Source organism: Paenibacillus sp. LHD-117, assembly GCF_030929555.1.
Classification (GTDB): domain Bacteria; phylum Bacillota; class Bacilli; order Paenibacillales; family Paenibacillaceae; genus Pristimantibacillus.
In genome coordinates this window covers 94,572-114,964 of record NZ_JAVFVT010000020.1, presented here as the reverse complement: position 1 = coordinate 114,964, position 20,393 = coordinate 94,572, and the positions used below count along the sequence as shown (strand labels likewise).

Below are 20,393 nucleotides of genomic sequence, written 5' to 3'. Positions count from 1 at the left end.
GTTAAGATAGAGGATAGTGTCATTTCATTGCGGAGGTGAGAATCGGATGGCAAACAAACGGGATTATTACGATGTGCTTGGCGTCGGCAAGGATGCCTCCGCGGAGGATATCAAAAAGTCTTATCGTAAGCTGGCGAGGCAATACCATCCCGACGTCAATAAGGAAGCGGACGCGGAGAGCAAGTTCAAGGAAGTGAAGGAAGCTTACGACGTCCTGAGCGACGACGGGAAACGCTCGACTTACGACCGTTACGGTCATGTGGATCCGAATCAAGGGATGGGCGGCGCGGGCGGCGCGGACTTCGGAGGCTTCGGGGATATATTCGACATGTTCTTCGGCGGAGGCGGCGGAAGGCGCGATCCGAACGCGCCGCAGCGAGGCAATGATCTGCAATATACGATGACGGTCGAGTTCAAGGAAGCGGTATTCGGCAAGGAAGCGGAAATTACGATTCCCCGCACCGAATCTTGCGATACCTGCCATGGCTCGGGTGCCAAACCGGGCACGAAGCCGGAAGCTTGCTCCACCTGCCGAGGTTCCGGCCAGCAGGAAGTGGTGCAGAACACGCCGTTCGGCAGAATGGTCAATCGCCGGGCGTGTACGAATTGCAGCGGCACGGGCCGTATTATCCGCGACAAGTGCGGAACTTGCCATGGCGCAGGCAAAGTGAAGAAGCAGCGCAGAATCAAAGTCAATATTCCTGCAGGCGTGGATGACGGCGCCCAAATCCGGATGACCGGCGAAGGCGAAGGCGGAACGCGCGGCGGCCCTTCCGGCGATCTCTACATCGTCATTCGGGTGAAGCCGCATGATTTCTTCGAACGCGAGAACGACGATATCTATTGCGAGGTTCCGTTGACGTTCGTCCAGGCGGCGCTTGGCGACGAGATCGAAATTCCGACGCTGACCGAGAAGGTGAAGCTGAAAGTGCCTGCCGGCACGCAGACGGGTACGTATTTCCGGCTGAAAGGCAAAGGCGTGCCTAAGCTGCGCGGCTACGGCACGGGGGATCAGCACGTGAAGGTCACGATTGTGACGCCGACGAAGCTGACAGATGAACAGAAGGAGCTTCTTCGCCAATTCGGCGGGCTGAATGTGGAACCCGCAAGCGAACAGAGTGAACATCACGAATCAATCTTCGAACGTATGAAAAAAGCATTCCGCGGAGAATAATCCGCGGAATTTTTTTTGGTTTCCGAAGCCGATGCATATTCTGAATGGCTTCGGCGCACTCTATTGCTGTTCAAAATCGGGCAACCGGGTTGCCGAAGACTAGGAGGCAAAAACATGACCGCAAACAACGAATTGGGCGAATACGAGAACAACATGGAGAAGGTGAACTTCGGCGATTTGCCGATCGGCAAAAGCGAAGACGTGGAGTTTTCGGAAGAGCTGGCGGACGAAGCCGACCGCAAAGCGCAGCAGCGGGCAGCAGCCGCGGACGAGCGCATGGAGAACGAATGATGCCCGGGCGCTTGCGGGGCTGAAGCGATGAGCACGATCGAAATTCAAGCGTCGTTCGGAAGCGAGCTCGAAGCGCAGGAGGCCGTGCATAAGCTGCAAGCGCTGCGCGTGGTCGAAGTGGGTGGCTACCACGAAGGCGGCATGCTGACCGCGACGGTGGATGAATCCGTCGCGGACCGCGCGGTGCATCTCATTCGCCAGATCGGCGGAAACGTCGATTCGAGCATGTGAATAAGCGGTGACGGGCAGCGCGATTTCCGGGGACGGAAATTGCGCTGTTTTTTTGTGCTGAAGCGGGGTCTGTTGTACAATAGAGGGTAGGTTTTTATGATACTGGGAGGCAATACATATGAAATGGCATGAACTGACGATTTCCACGACCGAAGAAGCGACGGAGATGATTAGCAATTTCCTGCACGAGCTTGGCGCGGGCGGCGTTTCGATCGAAGAATCGGGCACGCTGAATAAACCGCGGGACACCTCGCTCGGACAGTGGTACGAGCTGCCGCTTAACGATATTCCGGAAGGGCAAGCAATCATCAAAGGTTATTTTGCCGAAGGCACGGATTTGTCTGTTCTGATCGAGGAGCTGAAGCCGCGCGTCGAAGAGCTGAGAAGCTTCGATATCGATACGGGCGAAGTGTCCTATTCCGCGAAAGAAGTGGATGACGAAGATTGGTCAACGGCATGGAAACAATATTTTAAGCCGATTCGCGTATCTGACAGCTTGACGATTAAACCGACTTGGGAAGATTACGCGCCGGGCGAAGGCGAGCGGATCATCGAGCTAGATCCCGGTATGGCGTTCGGCACGGGCACGCACCCGACAACGGCGCTTTGCTTGCAGACACTCGAATCCGTCGTACGAGGCGGAGAAGAAATGATCGATGTCGGCACGGGATCGGGCATTCTCGCGATCGGCGCATGCCGGCTCGGCGCGAAGAGCGTCCTTGCGCTCGACTTAGATCCTATAGCCGTATCAAGCGCGACGGAGAACGTGCGCCTGAACGGTTTGTCCGAGCAAGTGGAAGTTCGTCTGAGCGATCTGCTCGGCGTTTTGCGTGAAAGCGACGGAGGCGCAGGCGTTCCTTCGGCTCTCCGCGTGACCGTACCCGTCGACCTGGTCGTCGCCAACATTTTGGCCGAGATTATTTTGTTGTTCATCGACGATGTCTACGAAGCGCTTAAGCCGGGTGGCACGTACATCGCTTCCGGCGTTTACAAGAACAAAGAAAACGAAGTGGAAGAAGGGCTCAAGGCTTCGGGCTTCCATATCGTCGAGAAGAGACGCGATGAAGACTGGATCGCGTACGTGGCGCGTAAGCCGCAGGTGGGCTAGATGGAGTTCCAGGACTTTTTCCGGTTTCCGCTCGAGGATTTGCCATTTATCGTATTGGCTTTAATTCTAAGCTTCACGATTCACGAGTTCGCCCATGCGTACAGCGCCTATAAATTCGGCGACGATACGGCGTACAAGGAAGGCAGGGTGACGCTTAATCCCGTCGCGCACTTGGATTTGCTAGGATTCATCCTGATTCTGATCGCGGGTTTCGGCTGGGCCAAACCCGTTCCGGTCAGGGCCAGCCGATTCCGCAAGCCCCGTACGATGAGCATCGTCGTGTCGGCGGTCGGACCGCTTAGCAATTTGCTGCTCGGCATCGTCGCGATTTTTATTTACGTGTTATTGCCGGTGACGGGATGGCTCGACCAAGCCTCCTTCGGTGTCGTGTCGGCGATCGACAAATTTATGACTTATTTGATCTCTTATAATTTCTTGCTGTTCGTCTTTAACCTGATTCCGCTTCCGCCGCTCGACGGTTACCGGATCGTCGCCGAGCTGATGCCGCTGCGCATTCGTTATAAGATGGAGCAGAATGTGCAGTGGGGGATGCTCATCTTTTTGTTGTTCGTCTTTATCCCGCCGCTTCGCCGGTATACGCTTGATCCGATTCTCGGACTCGGCAGCTCTCTCGCGAATGAAATATTTGCCTTCGCGATGCGACTGCTATGATTAGATTTTTATCGGTCAAACATGCTATGATGAAGGATGGAATTTCAAAGTAGGGTGGTTAAGTCAACATGCAGCGATATTTTGTGGCGCCGGAGCAATTTCGCGGCGGCGCCGTTACGATAACGGGCGAGGATGCCCATCATGCTTTGCGGGTCATGCGCATGAAGCCCGGCGATAAAATCATCGTGAGCGACGGCGAGTCGCGTACGGTGCTGGCTTCCGTTACGGAGCTTATCCCGCAGGCGATGAAAGCCGACATTCTGGAGAAGCTCCCGCAGGACAGCGAGCCCGCTTGGTCGGTTTCGATCGCGCAAGGTCTGCCGAAAGGCGACAAGATGGAGCTCGTCATCCAGAAGGGGACAGAGATCGGTGCGGCTGAGTTCCTGCCGTTCGAGTCTGAGCGGATCGTCGTCCAATACGACGCGAAGAAGGAATCGAAGCGCCTCGAGCGCTGGGGCAAAATCGCGAAGGAAGCCGCGGAGCAATCGCATCGCCATCGGATTCCGGCCATCGGACCCGTCCGAAGCTGGAAGGAGCTGCTCGCGACGATTCCGGACTACGATCTGGCCGTCTTCTGTTACGAGCGGGAAGGCGATGCGGCGCAAGGCGTCGGGATCGGCGCGGCATTAAGAAAGTTCCGCGAAGGTAAGCTTCTTTCCTTGGAAGAGGGCAGGACGCCGTCTGTCTTGATCATCGTCGGACCCGAGGGCGGGTTCACGGATCGCGAAGCGGCGGAGGCGGATGCGGCAGGAGCGGTCGTCGCAGGCCTCGGCAAGCGCATTTTGAGAACGGAAACCGCGGGAATCGTCGGATTAACCTGCGTCTTATACGAAGCTGGAGAAATGGGAGGAGAATGACCATGCCTACGGTCGCCTTTTATACACTTGGCTGCAAAGTAAACTTCTACGATACGGAAGCGATCTGGCAGCTGTTCAAGAACGAGGGATACGAGCAGGTTGATTTCGAATCGACGGCAGACGTTTATTTGATCAACACCTGCACGGTGACGAATACCGGCGACAAAAAAAGCCGCCAGATCATTCGCCGTGCCGTACGGCGCAATCCTGACGCGATCATTGCCGTAACGGGCTGTTACGCGCAGACGTCTCCCGCGGAAATCATGGCCATCGAAGGCGTCGATCTCGTCATCGGCACGCAGGACCGCGACAAGATCATGACGTTCGTAAACCAAATTCACGCGGACCGCAGGCCGGTCAACGCGGTGCGCAATATTATGAAGACGCGCAATTTCGAAGAGCTGGACGTTCCGGACTTCGCGGAGCGCACGCGCGCGTTCCTGAAAATTCAAGAGGGCTGCAACAACTTCTGCACCTTCTGCATCATCCCTTGGTCGCGCGGCCTGTCACGGAGCCGCGAACCGCAAAGCGTGCTGGAGCAAGCGAAGGCGCTGGTCGCCTCGGGTTATAAGGAAATCGTCCTGACAGGCATTCATACGGGCGGCTACGGCGACGACATGGAAAATTACAATCTGACTAGCTTGCTCTGGGATTTGGACAAGGTTGAAGGGCTGGAACGGATTCGGATCAGCTCGATCGAAGCGAGCCAAATCGACGATGCCATGATCGACGTGCTGAACCGTTCGAGCAAGATGTGCCGGCATTTGCACATCCCGCTGCAAGCAGGCGAGGATTCCGTCCTGAAGCGCATGCGCCGCAAATATACGACCGAGCAATTCGCCGCGAAGATCAAGCGGCTTCAGGAAGCGATGCCAGGCGTCGCGATTACGACGGACGTTATTGTCGGCTTCCCCGGGGAGACGGACGAAATGTTCGAGAGCGGATTCCGGTTCATGGAAGAGCTCGGCTTCGCCGAGATGCACGTCTTCCCTTATTCGAAGCGTACCGGCACGCCGGCGGCCAGAATGGAAGATCAGGTGGACGAAGAGTTGAAAAACGAGCGCGTTCATAAGCTGATCGATTTGTCCGAGAAAATGCAGCTGCAATACGCGGAGCGATACATCGGAGCCGTGCTTGACGTCATTCCGGAACGTGATTACAAGGGCGCGCCCGGCACCGGATTTGTCATGGGCTACACCGATAACTACATCCAAGTGGTGTTCGAGGGCTCCGAGGAGCTGATCGGCCAGCTCTGCCGGGTGAAGATCACGGAAGCGGGCGTGAACGAATGCCGCGGCCAGCTCGTGCGCGTAATGGAAGATTCGCGCGCCGATCGCGGTCAGACGCAGGCGGAGCTCGACATCCACGAGTACCGCTACGAACGTCCGGAAGCGATGCGGGCTTAATTCGCCTGCTTGCTCATCGCATGAAGAAGCAAACGCGGGATTCCCATTCTTTCTCGATTCCACATGGGCAAAGATGAAGGAATCCTTTGCTGCATATACTAATCGGTAAAGGTTGCTAGGGGGAAGGAACATGAAGGAAATATCTGCGGGCGGCGTCGTGTTCCGCCACAACGAGTCCGGACAGCTGCAAGTCCAGCTCATCCAAGACCGCTACGGCAAGGTGTCGCTGCCGAAAGGCAAGATGGAGGCAGGGGAGACGGTCGAGCAGACGGCGCTTAGGGAAATTCGGGAGGAAACGGGGCTGAGCGGCGAGATCGTCGCGCCCATCGACCAGATCAAGTATCAGTACGAACATGCGCAATTCGGCACCGTCAACAAGGAAGTGCACTATTATCTCGTAAAGGCGGTCGGAGGCACACATCAGGCGCAAGTCGAAGAAATTCGCGGCGTCGACTGGTTCGAACCGCTCGAAGCTTGGCGGAAGCAGAAGCAATCCGGTTATGACAACAATCACCGCATCGTGGCGGGAGCGCTGCAGTTGCTTGGATTACAGGTGACCTAACGCGAGCTTGCCGTTTGATCGAAGCCGGCTTAAGCGCGATCGAACCTGCGCCAAAACTTGGCGTAGCAGAGCGGGAGCGCGATCAGCGAACAAACGATATTGAAAATCGTCTGCGCATGCGCGATCTGCGACGAGGCGGAATGGGCCAGCCAGCCGGTAACGGCTGTCAGTTCGCCGATCAGCGGCAGGAAGAGGAGCGCGCCGCCGACGTTTAGGGATATGTGGGCGAGCGCGACAAATTGGCCGCCGCGAGTTCCGCCGATCGAAGCGAGCAGCGCGGTCACGCAAGTGCCGACGTTGGCGCCGACAACGATCGAAACGCCGATCTCCGGAGGCATGGCGCCGATCGTAACGAAGCCCATCACCATGCCGATGACGGCAGCGCCGCTATGCACGGCGGCCGTCAAGGCGGCCCCGGCGATTAGTCCCCACCATAGGCTGGACCGCGCGTGTTCCAGAAACCAGTCGAACAGGCCGCTGGACTGCAAATAGGGACCGATGGACTGCATCATCGTCAATCCAGCGAGCACAAGCCCGAATCCGCATACCGCAACGGAGATCGAGCGGACAGGCTCCAGCCAAGCTGCCCTGCCAAGACGGGGGAGCAAACGGACTTCGCCGAGCAGGGCGGTGAGCAGCCAGGCCAGCATCGAGGCGACGAGCATCGGAACGGCGGCGTGGCCGATATTTAATCCGATGAGCTCGGTCGTCAGGCATGTACCGATATTGGTACCAAGAATGATGCCTAGCGTTCGGGGAAACGAGATCAGGCCGGCGTTTACGAATCCTATGGATATGACGGTAACGGCGGTGCTGCTCTGGAGTACGGCGGTCGTTGCCGTTCCGACGGCCATTCCGCGCAGCGGGGTGGCCGTCGATTTATGTAGCATCGCGGATAAGTAAGGCCCCGCCATCCGGTGCAGGGCCAGCTCCATCAGCTTCATTCCGCAAAGGAAGACGCAGAAACCGATCAGTACGGGCAGAACAATCGATTGGATCATAATAATCTCCTTTGTTTACACTCATTCGTAGCTATATGAGGATGTTCAAAAAGTCCACTTTTGATCACGAAGCTAACCAGGAAGCGTATTCGACATCGAATCTTGAATTCAGCCGGAACCTCCGGTGCTCACGTAGCTTACACTACGCTCCGCTCCTCAGTTCCTAGCTTCTTTCAACCTTCTACAGCGTTTTTGAAAAAAACGCAGCATCGGAAGCATAAGCTCATGTGCTGAAAACCGGACTTTTTGAACACGCACTATATGTATGCTTCGGACGGGACTAGCATGACAGGCCATCGCAAGACGCGAGAGGCAGAGAGGACGTTGAAACGTGAGCAGGGCAACCGTTATTTTGCAAAAAGCGCGTAAAAAAAGAATAGAGCAAGGACATCCCTGGGTGTTCGCGAGCGAGATCGACCGGATGGAAGGGGAAGCGGAACCCGGGTCGCTCGTTGACGTCGCGACCGCGCAAGGAAAATATTTGGCGACGGGATACTGGAATCCGAAGTCGCAAATCACGGTGCGGATCGTCTCATACCGTCCGGGAATCGAAATGGACGAGACGTATTTCGCGGAGCGGTTCCGTCAGTGCGCGGATCATCGCGAACGTTTCGTCGCTGGTTCAGATTGCAGGCTTGTGTACGGGGAAGCGGACTTCCTGCCCGGGCTCGTTGTTGACCGGTTTGGCGGCGTCCTGGTTATTCAGTTGCTGACGCTTGGCATGGATGCGAGACGCGACGCGATCGTGAACGCGCTCGTGGATGTATTCGCTCCCCGCGGCATTTACGAGCGAAGCGACGTCGGCGTTCGGGGGCTGGAAGGATTAGAGGAACGCAAAGGAGTGCTCTACGGCGATTGTCCGCGGATCGTCGAGATCGAAGAGAACGGCCTCAAGCTGGAAGTGGATATCGAGGAAGGTCAGAAGACGGGGTATTTCTTCGACCAGCGCGAGAATCGCGCGTCGATCGAGCCGCTCATGACCGGTTGGGGAGGCCGCAGCGGCATCGCGCTGGGACCGGACCCGGAGGCTGGACAGGACAAGCTTGTGCCGCTCAACGCGAACGGCAAGGTCGTCACGTTCCCTTATTGGGACGGAGCGACCGTGCTGGAATGTTTCGCCCACACGGGCAGCTTTACGCTCCATGCCTGTAAGTATGGCGCCAAGAAGGTGACATGCCTGGACGTCTCCGAGCATGCCGTCGAGACGGCGAAGCGCAACGTGGAACGAAACGGATTCACGAATCGAGTGGAATTCGTCGTCGCGGACGCCTTCGATTATTTGCGGACGCAAGCCAAAGGACTCGACGAGCGGAAGCTTAGGGCGGCAGGGGGCGCGGATACGTCCAAGAAGCTGGACGGGGCTGGCCGTACATGGGATGTCGTCATTTTGGACCCGCCGGCTTTCGCCAAAACCAAAAACGCGGTCGCGGGCGCTTGCCGCGGGTATAAGGATATTAATCTGCAAGGCCTTAAGCTGGTGAACGAAGGCGGTTACCTGGTGACGGCAAGCTGTTCATACCACATGCAGCCCGATCTATTCCTCGAGACCATTGCCGAAGCGGCGATTGATGCAGGCAAACAGCTTAGGCTCATCGAGTGGCGAGCGGCGGGCAAGGATCATCCGCAACTGCTCGGCGTGAAGGAAGGCCATTATTTGAAATTCGCGATATTCGAGGTGCGAAGCAAGTAAAGCCATCGCCCGGGAGAGGGGAGGAAGCGACACATGCCGCTGAGATTCGTCATCGGCCGGTCCGGCACGGGGAAGACGGGCTTGTGCCTGCAAGAAATTAGAGAGCTGCTTAGCGGAAGCCCGGACGGGCCGCCGCTTATTATGCTCGTTCCCGAACAAGCGACGTTCCAAACGGAATATGCCTTGCTGCGGAATAGCGATCTTCGCGGCACGATGCGGGCGCAAGCGCTTAGCTTTAGGAGGCTTGCTTTCCGGGTGATGCAGGAGACCGGGGGCACGTCGCTCGTGCCGATCGGGGATACGGGCAAACATATGCTGCTGTACAAAATCGTTCACCGGGAAGCAACCCGCCTGCAGCTGTTCAAAGGCGGCGCGGAGCAGCCGGGATTCATCGACCGTCTTGCGGAGCTTCTGACAGAGTGGAAGCGGTATGGCGTGGATGCTTCGTCGCTGCAGGAAGCGACGGGCATGGAGCGGAATACGGCCATGCTCGACCGGAAGCTGCATGATCTGGCTTTGATCTACGACGGTATGGAGTCCGAGCTTGCGGGCAAGTACATCGACGCCGAAGATTATTTACGGTATTTGGAAACGGGGTACAAGGACGCGCCGTCGATGCGGGACGCGCAAATTTGGGTCGATGGCTTCCATGGCTTTACGCCGACGGAGTTTCAAGCGCTTCGCGCGCTGATGCAATCGTCGGCTTTAGTAACCGTCGCGATAACGCTCGACAAGCCATACGCGCTCGGCGAGGCTCCCCATGAGCTGGATCTGTTCCACCCGACCGCAGAAACGTTTCTTACGCTGCTTGGGATCGCCGAGGAAGACGGAGTGCCGCTGCTGCCGACCGTCAATTTGAACGATCGCCTTACAGCGGCCCGTTTCCGCGACAATCCGATGCTCGGTCATCTGGAGAGGCATTTCGGCGGCAAACGCGTTCCGATGATCGTCCAGCATGATGGCGCCGGCATATCGAAGGAAAATCAGGAAAATGGTATATCCCTTCACGCCGCCGCCAGCCGTAGAGCGGAAGTGGAAGCCGTAGCGAGGGATATGCTGCGCAGGGCTAGGGAGGATGGCATTCGCTGGCGCGATATGTCGGTCATGGTTCGTAACGCGGAAGACTATGCCGACTACGTATCGCTCGTATTCGACGAATACGACATCCCGTTTTTCGTCGACCGGAAGGAGAAGGCGCTGCATCATCCTTTGGTCGAATTTATCCGGTCCGCGCTGGAGACGGTATTGTTCGGCTGGCGATACGACGCGGTATTCCGCTGCATCAAGACCGAAATGATGTTCCCGGCTGATCGCAGCATCCCGCGCGAATGGTTCGACCGGCTCGAGAACTTCGCCCTTGCGGCCGGCATCGACGGCTGGAAGTGGCTTGACCGTAAATGTTGGAAGCCGCAAATGACCGTCTCGCTGGAGGAAGATGCCGAGATCGAGACCGTCAGCACAAGCGCGCAGCGGGAGTTCGATATCGTGATGGAGGCCCGCGAGTCGGTTGTGCCGCATCTCCGCCGGTTCGGAGAAGGGCTGCGTAAAGCGGAATCGGTCGGCGGCATGTGCGAGGCGCTGTTCCGTTTGCTTGATCATACGGATGCTGCGGATCGCCTGGAGCGTTGGAGCGGCGAAGATATGGCTGCCGGCCGAACGCTGCGCGCAAGATCGCATCGCCAGCTTTGGGATAACGTCATGAGCTTGCTGGATCAGCTGGTAGAGCTTGCAGGCACGGAGAAGGTAACGCCAACGCTGTTCGCGGGCATGGTCGAGGCGGGGCTGGACAGCTTGACGCTCGCCGCGGTTCCCCCGGCGCTCGATCAGGTGCTGGTCGGGAGCATGGACCGTACGCGCTCGCGCGGGATCGCGGTCTGTTATGTGCTTGGCGCCAATGACGGCGTCATTCCGATGCGGGCGAAGGAAGACGGTCTCTTGACAGAAGCCGAACGGGATACGCTCGGTGAAGCCGGTTTATCTATGGCACCAAGCGTGAAGCGACGCCTGTTGGATGAAAGATTTATGGTATACAACGCTTTGACGACGCCAAGCCGCCATCTGTGGATCAGCTGGACGTTGGCCGACGAAGAGGGCAAGAGCTTGCTTCCATCTGAGCTCATCCGCCAGGTGAAGGGATTATTCCCGGGGCTTTCCACGCTCGAAACCGCCGCCGAACCCGCAATGGCGATGCCGGATGGCGAACAGAAGACGTTCGTAGCGCATCCGCGCAGAACGCTCTCCTACTTGATCGGGGCGATTCGCCAAACGCAGCAGGAGGGCGCGGACATTCCGGCGTTCTGGTGGGATGTATACAACTGGTATGCGGTCCGTCCGGATTGGCAAAACAAGCTGTCCATGCTGACTGCTTCGTTATTTTATAAAAACGAGGAGCTGCATCTGCCCGAGGTCGTTGCTCGCGAGCTCTACGGTTCGCGCATGCAGGTGAGCGTCTCCAGGATGGAGCGGTTCGTGTCTTGCCCATTCCAGCATTTCGCCGTCCACGGACTGAAGCTTCGCGAACGCAAGCTGTACAGGCTCGGTGCGCCCGATGTCGGACAGCTGTTCCATGCCGCTCTTAGCAAGCTTGCGGGAAGCTTGGGCGGAGGCTGGGGCAAAATGTCACGCGCGGACATCAAGGCGGCCGCGGCTCGAACGGTAGACGATCTCGCGCCGAAGCTCCAATCACAGATCTTGCTGAGCAGCGGCAGATTCGGGTTCATTGCCCGCAAGCTGAAGGAAATCGTGGCCCAAGTGGCCGTCGTGCTTGGCGAACATGCCAGAAGAGCCGACTTCCGTCCGGTCGGGTTGGAAATCGACTTCGGACCGGGAGGCGCTTTGCCTCCCATGGTGCTTTCGCTTCCGAACGGGGCGGAGATGGAAGTGATCGGCCGGATCGACCGCGTGGACGCAGCGGAAACCGAGAACGGCCTCCTGCTTCGCGTCATGGACTATAAGTCAAGCTCGACGTCGCTTAAGCTGGAGGAAGTCGTACATGGATTGTCGCTCCAAATGTTAACATACCTAGATGTTCTGGTTACCTATGCGGATCGGTGGTTGGGTCAGCCGGCATCGCCCGCCGGGGTGTTGTACTTCCACGTGCACAATCCGGTCATGGCGATGTCGAACCGGATTTCGGCTGATGAAGCGTCCGGCTTGTTGCTCAAACGGTACAAGACGAAAGGGCTGCTTAGCGCGGATGCCGAAATCATTCGTTTGATGGACGACGAGCTGGAGACCGGTTTCTCCGAAGTGCTTCCTGTCGCGCTCAAGAAGGACGGCAGCTTCTATAGCAGTTCATCGGTCGTCACGAATGAGCAATGGACGGCGCTGCGAGGATCGGTCAGGCGCACGATCTCTCGAATCGGTGGTTCCATTCAGGAGGGGAAAGTGTCGATTGAGCCATACAGGCTCGGCGACAAATCTCCATGCCAATTTTGCGATTACAAGCCGGTCTGCCAGTTCGATTCGCTCGGGAACGAATACCGGAAACTCGCCAAAACGAACAAAGAAGAAACATGGCGTTTGCTGGAGGAGGGATAGCCTATGGACACAAACCATTCGGCGGTTCATCCGGCGCCGATCCCGCCGAAGCCGGAGAACAGCACATGGACCGACGATCAATGGAAAGCCATCGTGACGGACGGACGAAACGTATTGGTCGCGGCAGCTGCCGGATCGGGCAAGACGGCCGTGCTCGTGGAACGCATCATTCGCAAAATATCGTCCGACACCGACGTGGACAAACTTCTCGTCGCCACCTTCACCAAGGCAGCCGCGGCCGAGATGAAAGACCGCATTCGAATCGCGCTCGAGAAAGAGCTCGAACGATACCCCGACTCGGAGCATTTGCGCCGACAGCTGGCGTTAATGGGGAGAGCTTCGATTACGACGCTGCATTCCTTCTGCTTGGACGTCATACGCCGGTATTATCCGCTCATCGGTCTAGATCCCGGCTTCCGCATCGCGAACGAAACGGAAAGCGAGCTGCTTAAGCTCGATGTGCTGGATGACCTGTTCGAGCATATGTACAGCGGGGAGGGCGAGGAGCATGCCGCGTTTCTCGCGCTGGCGGAACGTTACGGCGGCGAACGGGGCGACGAACCGCTATACAAGCTGGCTGGCCAGCTTCATGAATTCGCGCAGAGCCATCCATGGCCTTCTTATTGGCTTCGACAGACCGCAAGGGCATTCGAAGCGGAAACGGTCGAGCAGCTGGAGCAAAGCGAATGGGTGCTCAGCTTGCATCAAGACGTTTCGCTGGCGCTAAGCGGCGCGGAATCGCTGCTGGAGGAAGCGCTCGCGCTGACGAAGCAGCCGGGAGGACCGGCGCCTTACGCCGATTCGTTCGAGGAGGATCTGGCGGTGATCCGCGCGATCCGGCAAGAAGCGGCTCCTGGATCTTGGCGGCAATGGGGCGACGCTTTCCGCGGTGCCGCATTCGGCAAGCTGAAGGCGATGCGCGGCGATGCGTACGACAAGTCCCTGCAAGAGGAAGCGAAATCGCTTCGGGAGAGCGCGAAGAAGCTGATCGGTTCGATCGCGGACGAGTTGTTCGGTCGCACGGCCGAGCAGTTTCTGGATGAGCTTCGCGAGCTGGCTCCGCTCATGCGGACGCTCGCCGAGCTGGTCATCGCGTTCGGGGAGCGGTACGAGTTGGCCAAGCGGGAGAAAGGGCTGCTCGATTTCGGCGATCTCGAACATTATTGCCTTCGCATTCTGAGGGACGAGGCATCGGAGCCAGGCCGTCTCATGCCATCGCCAGCCGCGGAGGATTACCGCCGCCAATTCGACGAGATTTTGCTCGACGAGTACCAAGACACGAACATGGTCCAAGAAGCGATCGTATCCCTTATCGCGCGGGCGGATCGCGGCAACCTGTTCATGGTCGGGGACGTGAAGCAGAGCATCTACCGGTTCAGGCTCGCCGAACCGAATTTGTTCTTGAGCAAATATAAGGCGTATTCGACCGGAGGCGAATTCGAACCGCCGAATGCCGCCGGCACTAGCGGACTACGGATCGACCTTGCCCGCAACTTCCGCAGTCGCATGGAGGTCGTGGACGGCGTTAACGATATTTTCCGCGCCATCATGCGAGAATCGGTCGCGGAGATGGATTACGACCGGAGCGCAGAGCTTGTTTGCGGCGCGGCGTACCCGGAGCCGTTATGGCCCGGGAGCTGCCAGGTGGAACTCGCCGTGCTGGATCGCGCGGGAGTCGATCCTGAAGAGGAAACCGAAGCCAATTCCGATTCCCAAGACGATGGAAGCGACGAGAGCGGGGAGACCGCGCGCGTAACGGACGAGACGGCGGAGCTGAAGGTCGCGCAGCTCGAAGCCCGCTGGATTGGCGGAAAGCTTCGCGAATTGATGGACGGCGGATATCAGGTTTACGACGGCAAGCGGAAGCAATACCGGAGGCTGCAGTGGAGAGACGTCGTCATCCTTCTCAGGGCGACGCAGGCGTGGGCGCCCGTGATCATCGAAGAGCTGCAAACGATGGGAGTGCCCGCTTACGCGGAGCTCAGCAGCGGATACTTCGAAGCGACGGAAGTCGAGACGATGTTGTCTTTGCTTAGAGTCGTCGACAATCCGTATCAAGATATCCCGCTGGCGGCCGCGCTTCGTTCGCCGATGTTCGGCCTGAACGCGGAGGAGCTGTCCAGAATCCGGATCCTGTCGCCGGGCGGCTCGTATTACGACGCCGTCTTGCGCGCGGCCGGAGACGAAACGATACCGGACGAAGCAAGGCTCAAGCTTTCCCGTTTCCTCGAAAGCCTGGACCGGTGGCGAGAGGAAGCGCGGCAAGGCGCGCTCGCGGATTTGCTTTGGCAGATGTACCGCGAAACCGGCTATTACGACTTCATGGGCGGACTGCCGGGCGGAACGCAGCGGCAAGCCAACTTGAGGGCGCTCCATGACCGCGCGAGACAATACGAGTCGACTTCGTTCCGCGGGCTGTTCCGTTTCCTTCGTTTCATCGAACGGATGAGGGATAGCGGCGGCGACCTGGGAACGGCCAGAGCACTGGGCGAGCAAGAGGATGTCGTGCGCATCATGTCGATCCACAAAAGCAAGGGCTTGGAGTTCCCGGTGGTGTTCACCGCAGGTCTCGGCAAGCTGTTCAATCAGCAAGACTTGCGCAGCTCGTTCCTCAAGCACAAAGAGCTTGGATTCGGCCCTCGGTACGTTGACCCCGAACTTCGGATCAGTTACCCGTCGTTGCCGTTTCTGGCGATCAGGCGCAAGCTCAGGATGGAGATGCTGGCCGAGGAGATGCGAATCCTGTACGTCGCGCTGACCAGGCCGAAAGAAAAAATGTACCTGGTCGGCACGACCGGCGACGCCGGCAAGAAACTTCGTCGATGGCTCGGTTCCACCGATTCGGAAGGCCGCTTGTCCGACTTTCGGGTAGCAACGGCCCGTTCGTTCCTGGATTGGCTCGGACCGATGGCGGCTTCTCAATTGCTCCACTCGGGAGGCAGCTCGGAGGAGTCTTCTGACGAAGGCACGGGTGATGGGACCGCGGATACCGGGATCCAGGCCGCTTCCGTGGCGCCGCAATGGGCCGCGAAGGTCGTGCCGTCCGTTTGGCTCGGCATCGAAGCCGCCGCCGCGCTAGAGACGGAAACGAGCGCCGATGACGTCGCCATGTTCGCGCGCAAGCAAGCGATAGCGTCGCTTGCCGTGCTCGACGGCATCGATCGGGATGACGAATTGCGCGCTCGCCTCGAATGGCGTTATCCGCATGAGGCGGCGGCGAGACTGGCCGCCAAAACGTCGGTTACCGAGATGAAGCGGCTGCATGCCGAAGCGGATGCGTATGCTGCCGATCTGAATGACGAATCGAGTGGCCGATTCGGGGAGACGGATTTCTCGGAATCGGGAGGTCCCGGCCCGGAAGCTGAAGCCCGTTCGAATCGCGATTCGCAGCAGCAGTCGTATACGCTGAGGCTGCGAAGGCCGGCATTCATGGAGGAAAAGTCATTGACGGCCGCGGAGAAAGGTTCGGCCAGCCACTTGTTGATGCAGCATGTTCCGTTAACGGGCGACGTCGACATCGAGACGATACGCGCCACGCTGGCAAACATGACGGAGCGCAAGCTCCTCTCCGCGAAACAAGCCGAGTCGATCGACGCGGCTTCCGTCGCGAATTTCTTTGCAAGCGAGCTGGGGGGGCGGCTTAGAAGCGCGGGATGGGTGCGCCGGGAGGTTCCGTTCAGCTGCATGCTGCCGGCGAGCCGCGTCTACGCGGCTCGCGAGGACGAACCATTGAGCGGCGAGCCAATTTTGATCCAGGGCGTCATCGACTGTATGTTCCGCGATGAGTCGGGACTTGTTCTCGTCGACTACAAGACGGATCGGGTTTATATGAAGCAGTGGGAAGCCGCTGCGGAAAGGCACAGGTTCCAATTGGAGCTTTACGCTGAGGCCATTGCATCGGTGCTTGGCGACAAGGTGGACGAGATCTACGTTTATTTCTTTGACGGAGCGCAGTCCGTCAAGCTGTGACACGGCATTATTTTTAGGATAGATGTTGAACGATGGAGGGAGCAGGTTGGAACAAAAGCAACAATCGGGCAAGCGTCCGCTCGCGCTGCCGATTACGTTATTGATCTTGGTGATGAGCGTTATGGGGAACGTCTTGCTGTATACGAAAAACATCGAGCATTCGCGCGGGAAGGCCGAAGCGGAGGGGCTTGCCGTCTATACGCATTTCGAGAAAGCACGCGAGGAGCTGGCGTATTGGATTCGGCTTGCGGACGAAGCGGCCGGCGCGGCGAACGCGAATAACGAAGCCTCCCGCATAACCGCCGCGTATCTGTCGGAGGCGATCGCGCGCGGCGAAGGGGAGCTTGGCGCATTGTTCCTAAAGGCGAAGGAGCTCGACGAGACTCGTTTTGGCGAAGCGCCCCAGGCGTATGAGTCATACATCGGCAGACTAGGGGCTTTTTTGGCGGCGATCGGCAAGGGGAGCGGGCCGTTGAGCAATGACGAGCTGGAGGCTCTGGCCTCGTCGAAGTCGGATTTCCTGGAGCTGGATAAGCTGCTCGGCGAATTCTATTACGGGGGAACCGACAACCGCAACGTGCTGGTCCGTTTATCGGGCGGACACGATTGGCTGACGATCGCCGAAAAGCTGCAGGCCGCAGTGCTTCGTTAATTAAGAGACCATCTTGTAGCCGTTTGCCCATTCCTGCATAGGATAAATGGATCATGTCAGGGAGGCTGATGGAAGATGGAAAATGAATCGTTTGACAAGGCTGGGGCCAAAGGAATATGCGAGCAGCATATGCATCGTTACGTGCTGCTGCAAACGCACGACGGTAGTTGCGTGGACGGAATCGTGGAGCATGTCGACGATGAATGCGTATGTATAGCCGTGCCGTATTGTCCGGGCGAATGGGATCGTGCATTCTTGCCGTTCGGCGGCTACGGAGGCTACGGAGGTTACGGATATCCGTTTTTTCCGCGCAGAAGATTTCACCGCAGGGTATTCCCTCTCGCCGCTTTGCTTGCGTTGTCGCTGCTGCCATATTACTTCTAAAAAGGATCGACCGCAAACGTACGACAAGCGCAGCTTATGCCTGCGCTTTTTTTTGTGCTTCCGTTCCGGGACGAGCCGGATTGGACGCAGAAGGAAATTTTCGGTATGATAGAAAAAGCATGAATGGAATGGAGGTTGCAATGAAGTGGACTGCATTTTCTGCAAGATTATCGAAGGCTCGATTCCGTCCAAGAAAGTGTTCGAGAACGATCGCGTTCTTGCTTTCCAGGATATTCAGCCGGCCGCGCCCGTACATATATTGATCATTCCGAAGAAACATATCCCGACGATGAACGACATCGGTACGGAAGACGTAGAATTGGTAGGCGAGCTGTTCGCGGCCGCGAAACAAATCGCGAAGGAACAAGGCATCGACGAAGCCGGATACCGCCTGATCAACAATGTGAACGACGACGGAGGACAGGTTGTTTATCACCTGCATATCCATCTGCTCGGCGGCAAGAAGCTTGGCCCATTATTGGCAGACTAACGAAGTTGACACTGGGATTTGCTATGCCGTATAATGAAGTTTGATAAACCGTGTTAAAGCTCTGGACGGTCTGTTTCGGAGGGAGGGAAAACTGGTGTCTGAAACTAAAGTTCGCAAAAACGAAACAATTGATGCTGCGCTTCGCCGCTTTAAACGTTCCATCGCTAAAGACGGTGTTTTGGCTGAGGTGAAAAAACGCAAGCATTATGAAAAGCCAAGTGTTAAGCGCAAGAAAAAGTCCGAGGCTGCTCGTAAGAGAAAGTTTTAGGAGGATCCTTCCAAAATGAACCTGAGCGAACGATTGACCGACGATATGAAGCAAGCCATGAAGAGTCAGGACAAGTTCAAGCTCACGACGATCCGTATGATGAGGGCGTCCGTGAAGAACTTGGAAATCGACCTTAGACGTCCTCTTGACGATAATGAAGTGCTTGATATTCTTAGTCGCGAAATCAAAATACGTAAAGATTCCCTCCAAGAATTTAAAAAAGCCGGCCGTGATGATCTGGTGACAGGTCTTGCAGCAGAAATTGAAATTATTAGTCAATACCTTCCCGAGCAGCTGACTGAAGAAGAGATTCAAGAGATAGTAAGGCAGACCATCCAAGAACTCGGTGCTTCTTCCAAAGCCGAAATGGGGAAAGTGATGAGCGCCCTGATGCCCAAAACAAAAGGACGCGCTGACGGTAAACTAGTAAATCAATTTGTACAACAATTTCTGCAATAGCATGCGGACTCACGAAACACCCCGAAAGGGGTGTTTTTTTGTTGTCTGGTAATGGACTGCAGAAACCTCATATTTCAAGAAGCGAACGCATAATTTGGTATAGTACCGAAATATCGCGATACCTACGCTTGCCGAGGGGGCCATGACAGCCATGCGACAACTGAAACGGAAATTCCACAAGTTAACCGCCGAACTGCTCGATATGCCGCAGGATGTCGTGTACGATCTGCCGAGGCTGACGATGATCGGAGACCGCCAGCTCTACATCGAGAACCACCGTGGCGTCGTTCATTTCTCGAGCGATAGGCTGAGGCTCGCGCTTAGCAAGGGACAGTTGGAGGTTACGGGCAGCGAGCTGGTTATTCGCACGATTTGGACCGAGGAAGTGTTCATCGAAGGCGTCATTTCAAATATACAATTAATTCCATAAGGGAGGGAAGCAGCGATGAAAGGTCAAGGCGTTCAATGGCTGCAAGGCGTCGTCGTCGTACAGGCAAGGGGAGGGAAGCCGGAGGATCTCGTCAACCGGGCGTTGGCCGGCGGGCTCTCGCTGTCCGCCATCCGCTGGACAAGCAGCGGGAAACTGCAATTCGAGGTATCCGTCGACGACTTCTTCAAGCTTCGGCCGTTCTTAAAGCAGACAGGCTGTCGGGTCCACGTCGTGAAGCGGGGCGGGCTGCCGTTCTGGATGGCGAAAGCGGAGAAACGAATTTGGTTCGCCGGTGGTATTGCGCTGTTCTTCATTGTCATTTTCCTGCTTTCGTCCCTCGTGTGGAAGATCGAGGTCGACGGCAATACGAAAATTAGCAAAGAGCAGATTTTGCAAGCGGCCAAAGCGGAAGGGTTATACACGCTGCAATGGTCGTTCCGGCTGCAGGATGCCGATGTCTTATCCAAAAAGCTGGTTACCGCGCTGCCGGGAACCACTTGGATCGGCGTGGAGAAAATAGGGACAAAGGTACGCATTCAAGTCGTGGAGATGTCGCTGCCCGAACAAGCATCGCTAAACAATCCCCGGCATCTGGTAGCCTCCTCCGACGCGGTCGTGACGCAGATCGTGGCGGAAGCGGGCAAACCGCTCGTGAGGAAAAACGCGAGAGTGAAAAAGGGGCAAACGCTTATATCGGGCATTATAGGAAACGAGAACTATTCGAAAACCGTCGTAGCCAAAGGCGTCGTGCGCGGGCTTGTCTGGTACGAATTCGAAGTCGAAGCGCCTCTGACGCAGCAAGTGAAGGTTTATACCGGCGAGAAAAAAACGAAATGGTACGCCGTCATCGGCTCCAGAGCGCTGCAGCTCAGCGGCTTCGGCGACAATCCGTTCAGGCAATCCGAGACGGTCACGAGCGAGGAGCGGGTATCATGGCGCGATTGGACGCTTCCATTCGGCCGGATGAAGGAGACGGTCCTGGAGTCCGAGACGCGGGAGCGGACGCTGACGGAGGAGGAAGCCAGCGAGGTCGGTTTGATGCAAGCAAAGGCCGACGTAATGGAGAAAGCAGGGACGGACGCGGTCATCCTGGACGAAATTGTTTTGCATGAAAAGGCGGACAATGGTAAAGTTTATATGAAAGTTCTTTTTGAAGTAGAGCAATCCATCGTAGAAGAAATGCCATTAGTCCACATGCAGGGAGACTGA

19 protein-coding genes are annotated in these 20,393 nt (G+C 57.1%); 18 read left to right on the top strand and 1 reads right to left on the bottom strand.

Translation table 11 applies throughout. The annotated features are described in order from the left end of the window. Positions 1-46: 46 nt before the first annotated feature. The 8 genes from dnaJ to RB620_RS17000 all read left to right on the top strand — a co-directional run bounded on the left by dnaJ (position 47) and on the right by RB620_RS17000 (position 6,301). Entirely contained in the window at positions 47-1,174 is a 1,128-nt protein-coding gene (dnaJ, locus tag RB620_RS17035) for a molecular chaperone DnaJ (protein ID WP_308096267.1), read from the top strand. A gap of 114 nt (positions 1,175-1,288) precedes the next feature. Continuing rightward, positions 1,289-1,465, top strand: a complete 177-nt coding sequence (locus RB620_RS17030) for a YfhD family protein (protein WP_308096265.1) — start codon at positions 1,289-1,291, stop codon at positions 1,463-1,465. Between the two features lie 27 nt (positions 1,466-1,492). Continuing rightward, positions 1,493-1,696 (top strand): hypothetical protein, encoded by a 204-nt coding sequence (locus RB620_RS17025; protein ID WP_308096263.1) that lies wholly within the window; start codon positions 1,493-1,495, stop codon positions 1,694-1,696. A gap of 118 nt (positions 1,697-1,814) precedes the next feature. Continuing rightward, the gene (gene prmA / locus RB620_RS17020) at positions 1,815-2,804 is read left to right on the top strand and encodes a 50S ribosomal protein L11 methyltransferase (protein WP_308096261.1); all 990 of its coding nucleotides are present in this window, start codon (positions 1,815-1,817) and stop codon (positions 2,802-2,804) included. After that, on the top strand, positions 2,805-3,476 hold the full coding sequence (locus tag RB620_RS17015) for a site-2 protease family protein (protein ID WP_308096259.1): 672 nt from the start codon (positions 2,805-2,807) through the stop codon (positions 3,474-3,476). A 68-nt stretch (positions 3,477-3,544) separates the two neighbouring features. Then, entirely contained in the window at positions 3,545-4,333 is a 789-nt protein-coding gene (locus tag RB620_RS17010; RefSeq protein WP_308096257.1) for an RsmE family RNA methyltransferase, read from the top strand. Between the two features lie 2 nt (positions 4,334-4,335). Then, entirely contained in the window at positions 4,336-5,739 is a 1,404-nt protein-coding gene (gene mtaB, locus RB620_RS17005) for a tRNA (N(6)-L-threonylcarbamoyladenosine(37)-C(2))-methylthiotransferase MtaB (protein WP_308096255.1), read from the top strand. Between the two features lie 130 nt (positions 5,740-5,869). Then, a complete protein-coding gene (locus RB620_RS17000; protein WP_308096253.1) occupies positions 5,870-6,301 on the top strand; it encodes an NUDIX hydrolase in 432 nt (143 codons plus the stop codon). Positions 6,302-6,330: 29 nt separating this feature from the next. Here RB620_RS17000 and RB620_RS16995 read toward each other — a convergent pair whose 3' ends face one another. Continuing rightward, positions 6,331-7,302 (bottom strand): Na/Pi cotransporter family protein, encoded by a 972-nt coding sequence (locus RB620_RS16995; protein WP_308096251.1) that lies wholly within the window; start codon positions 7,300-7,302, stop codon positions 6,331-6,333. A gap of 331 nt (positions 7,303-7,633) precedes the next feature. On the opposite strand from RB620_RS16995, the gene RB620_RS16990 reads away from it, so the two are divergent. The 10 genes from RB620_RS16990 to yqfD all read left to right on the top strand — a co-directional run bounded on the left by RB620_RS16990 (position 7,634) and on the right by yqfD (position 20,393). Beyond that, on the top strand, positions 7,634-8,992 hold the full coding sequence (locus RB620_RS16990) for a class I SAM-dependent rRNA methyltransferase (RefSeq protein WP_308096249.1): 1,359 nt from the start codon (positions 7,634-7,636) through the stop codon (positions 8,990-8,992). Positions 8,993-9,025: 33 nt separating this feature from the next. Next, the gene (gene addB / locus RB620_RS16985; protein WP_308096247.1) at positions 9,026-12,532 is read left to right on the top strand and encodes a helicase-exonuclease AddAB subunit AddB; all 3,507 of its coding nucleotides are present in this window, start codon (positions 9,026-9,028) and stop codon (positions 12,530-12,532) included. Positions 12,533-12,535: 3 nt separating this feature from the next. Then, positions 12,536-16,501 carry a helicase-exonuclease AddAB subunit AddA gene (addA, locus tag RB620_RS16980; protein WP_308096245.1) on the top strand — a complete coding sequence of 1,322 codons (3,966 nt, stop codon included), beginning with the start codon at positions 12,536-12,538 and terminating at the stop codon, positions 16,499-16,501. A 46-nt stretch (positions 16,502-16,547) separates the two neighbouring features. Further along, the gene (locus RB620_RS16975; RefSeq protein WP_308096243.1) at positions 16,548-17,153 is read left to right on the top strand and encodes a hypothetical protein; all 606 of its coding nucleotides are present in this window, start codon (positions 16,548-16,550) and stop codon (positions 17,151-17,153) included. Positions 17,154-17,228: 75 nt separating this feature from the next. Next, positions 17,229-17,537: a hypothetical protein gene (locus RB620_RS16970; RefSeq protein WP_308096240.1), complete on the top strand. Its 309-nt coding sequence runs from the start codon at positions 17,229-17,231 to the stop codon at positions 17,535-17,537. Positions 17,538-17,682: 145 nt separating this feature from the next. Further along, entirely contained in the window at positions 17,683-18,027 is a 345-nt protein-coding gene (locus tag RB620_RS16965; RefSeq protein ID WP_308096238.1) for a histidine triad nucleotide-binding protein, read from the top strand. A gap of 94 nt (positions 18,028-18,121) precedes the next feature. Beyond that, entirely contained in the window at positions 18,122-18,295 is a 174-nt protein-coding gene (gene rpsU, locus RB620_RS16960) for a 30S ribosomal protein S21 (RefSeq protein WP_005547957.1), read from the top strand. A gap of 15 nt (positions 18,296-18,310) precedes the next feature. Beyond that, positions 18,311-18,754 (top strand): GatB/YqeY domain-containing protein, encoded by a 444-nt coding sequence (locus RB620_RS16955; RefSeq protein ID WP_308096236.1) that lies wholly within the window; start codon positions 18,311-18,313, stop codon positions 18,752-18,754. Between the two features lie 151 nt (positions 18,755-18,905). After that, positions 18,906-19,184 (top strand): sporulation protein YqfC, encoded by a 279-nt coding sequence (gene yqfC, locus RB620_RS16950; protein ID WP_308096234.1) that lies wholly within the window; start codon positions 18,906-18,908, stop codon positions 19,182-19,184. Between the two features lie 15 nt (positions 19,185-19,199). Continuing rightward, the gene (gene yqfD / locus RB620_RS16945) at positions 19,200-20,393 is read left to right on the top strand and encodes a sporulation protein YqfD (protein ID WP_308096232.1); all 1,194 of its coding nucleotides are present in this window, start codon (positions 19,200-19,202) and stop codon (positions 20,391-20,393) included.

What these genes read in the sequence shown, in the direction of transcription:
- dnaJ (WP_308096267.1), top strand. Translation starts at nt 47, where the DNA reads ATGGCAAACAAACGGGATTATTACGATGTGCTTGGCGTCGGCAAGGAT.
- RB620_RS17030 (WP_308096265.1), top strand. Translation starts at nt 1,289, where the DNA reads ATGACCGCAAACAACGAATTGGGCGAATACGAGAACAACATGGAGAAG.
- RB620_RS17025 (WP_308096263.1), top strand. Translation starts at nt 1,493, where the DNA reads ATGAGCACGATCGAAATTCAAGCGTCGTTCGGAAGCGAGCTCGAAGCG.
- prmA (WP_308096261.1), top strand. Translation starts at nt 1,815, where the DNA reads ATGAAATGGCATGAACTGACGATTTCCACGACCGAAGAAGCGACGGAG.
- RB620_RS17015 (WP_308096259.1), top strand. Translation starts at nt 2,805, where the DNA reads ATGGAGTTCCAGGACTTTTTCCGGTTTCCGCTCGAGGATTTGCCATTT.
- RB620_RS17010 (WP_308096257.1), top strand. Translation starts at nt 3,545, where the DNA reads ATGCAGCGATATTTTGTGGCGCCGGAGCAATTTCGCGGCGGCGCCGTT.
- mtaB (WP_308096255.1), top strand. Translation starts at nt 4,336, where the DNA reads ATGCCTACGGTCGCCTTTTATACACTTGGCTGCAAAGTAAACTTCTAC.
- RB620_RS17000 (WP_308096253.1), top strand. Translation starts at nt 5,870, where the DNA reads ATGAAGGAAATATCTGCGGGCGGCGTCGTGTTCCGCCACAACGAGTCC.
- RB620_RS16995 (WP_308096251.1), bottom strand. Translation starts at nt 7,302, where the DNA reads ATGATCCAATCGATTGTTCTGCCCGTACTGATCGGTTTCTGCGTCTTC.
- addB (WP_308096247.1), top strand. Translation starts at nt 9,026, where the DNA reads ATGCCGCTGAGATTCGTCATCGGCCGGTCCGGCACGGGGAAGACGGGC.
- addA (WP_308096245.1), top strand. Translation starts at nt 12,536, where the DNA reads ATGGACACAAACCATTCGGCGGTTCATCCGGCGCCGATCCCGCCGAAG.
- RB620_RS16970 (WP_308096240.1), top strand. Translation starts at nt 17,229, where the DNA reads ATGGAAAATGAATCGTTTGACAAGGCTGGGGCCAAAGGAATATGCGAG.
- RB620_RS16955 (WP_308096236.1), top strand. Translation starts at nt 18,311, where the DNA reads ATGAACCTGAGCGAACGATTGACCGACGATATGAAGCAAGCCATGAAG.
- yqfC (WP_308096234.1), top strand. Translation starts at nt 18,906, where the DNA reads ATGCGACAACTGAAACGGAAATTCCACAAGTTAACCGCCGAACTGCTC.
- yqfD (WP_308096232.1), top strand. Translation starts at nt 19,200, where the DNA reads ATGAAAGGTCAAGGCGTTCAATGGCTGCAAGGCGTCGTCGTCGTACAG.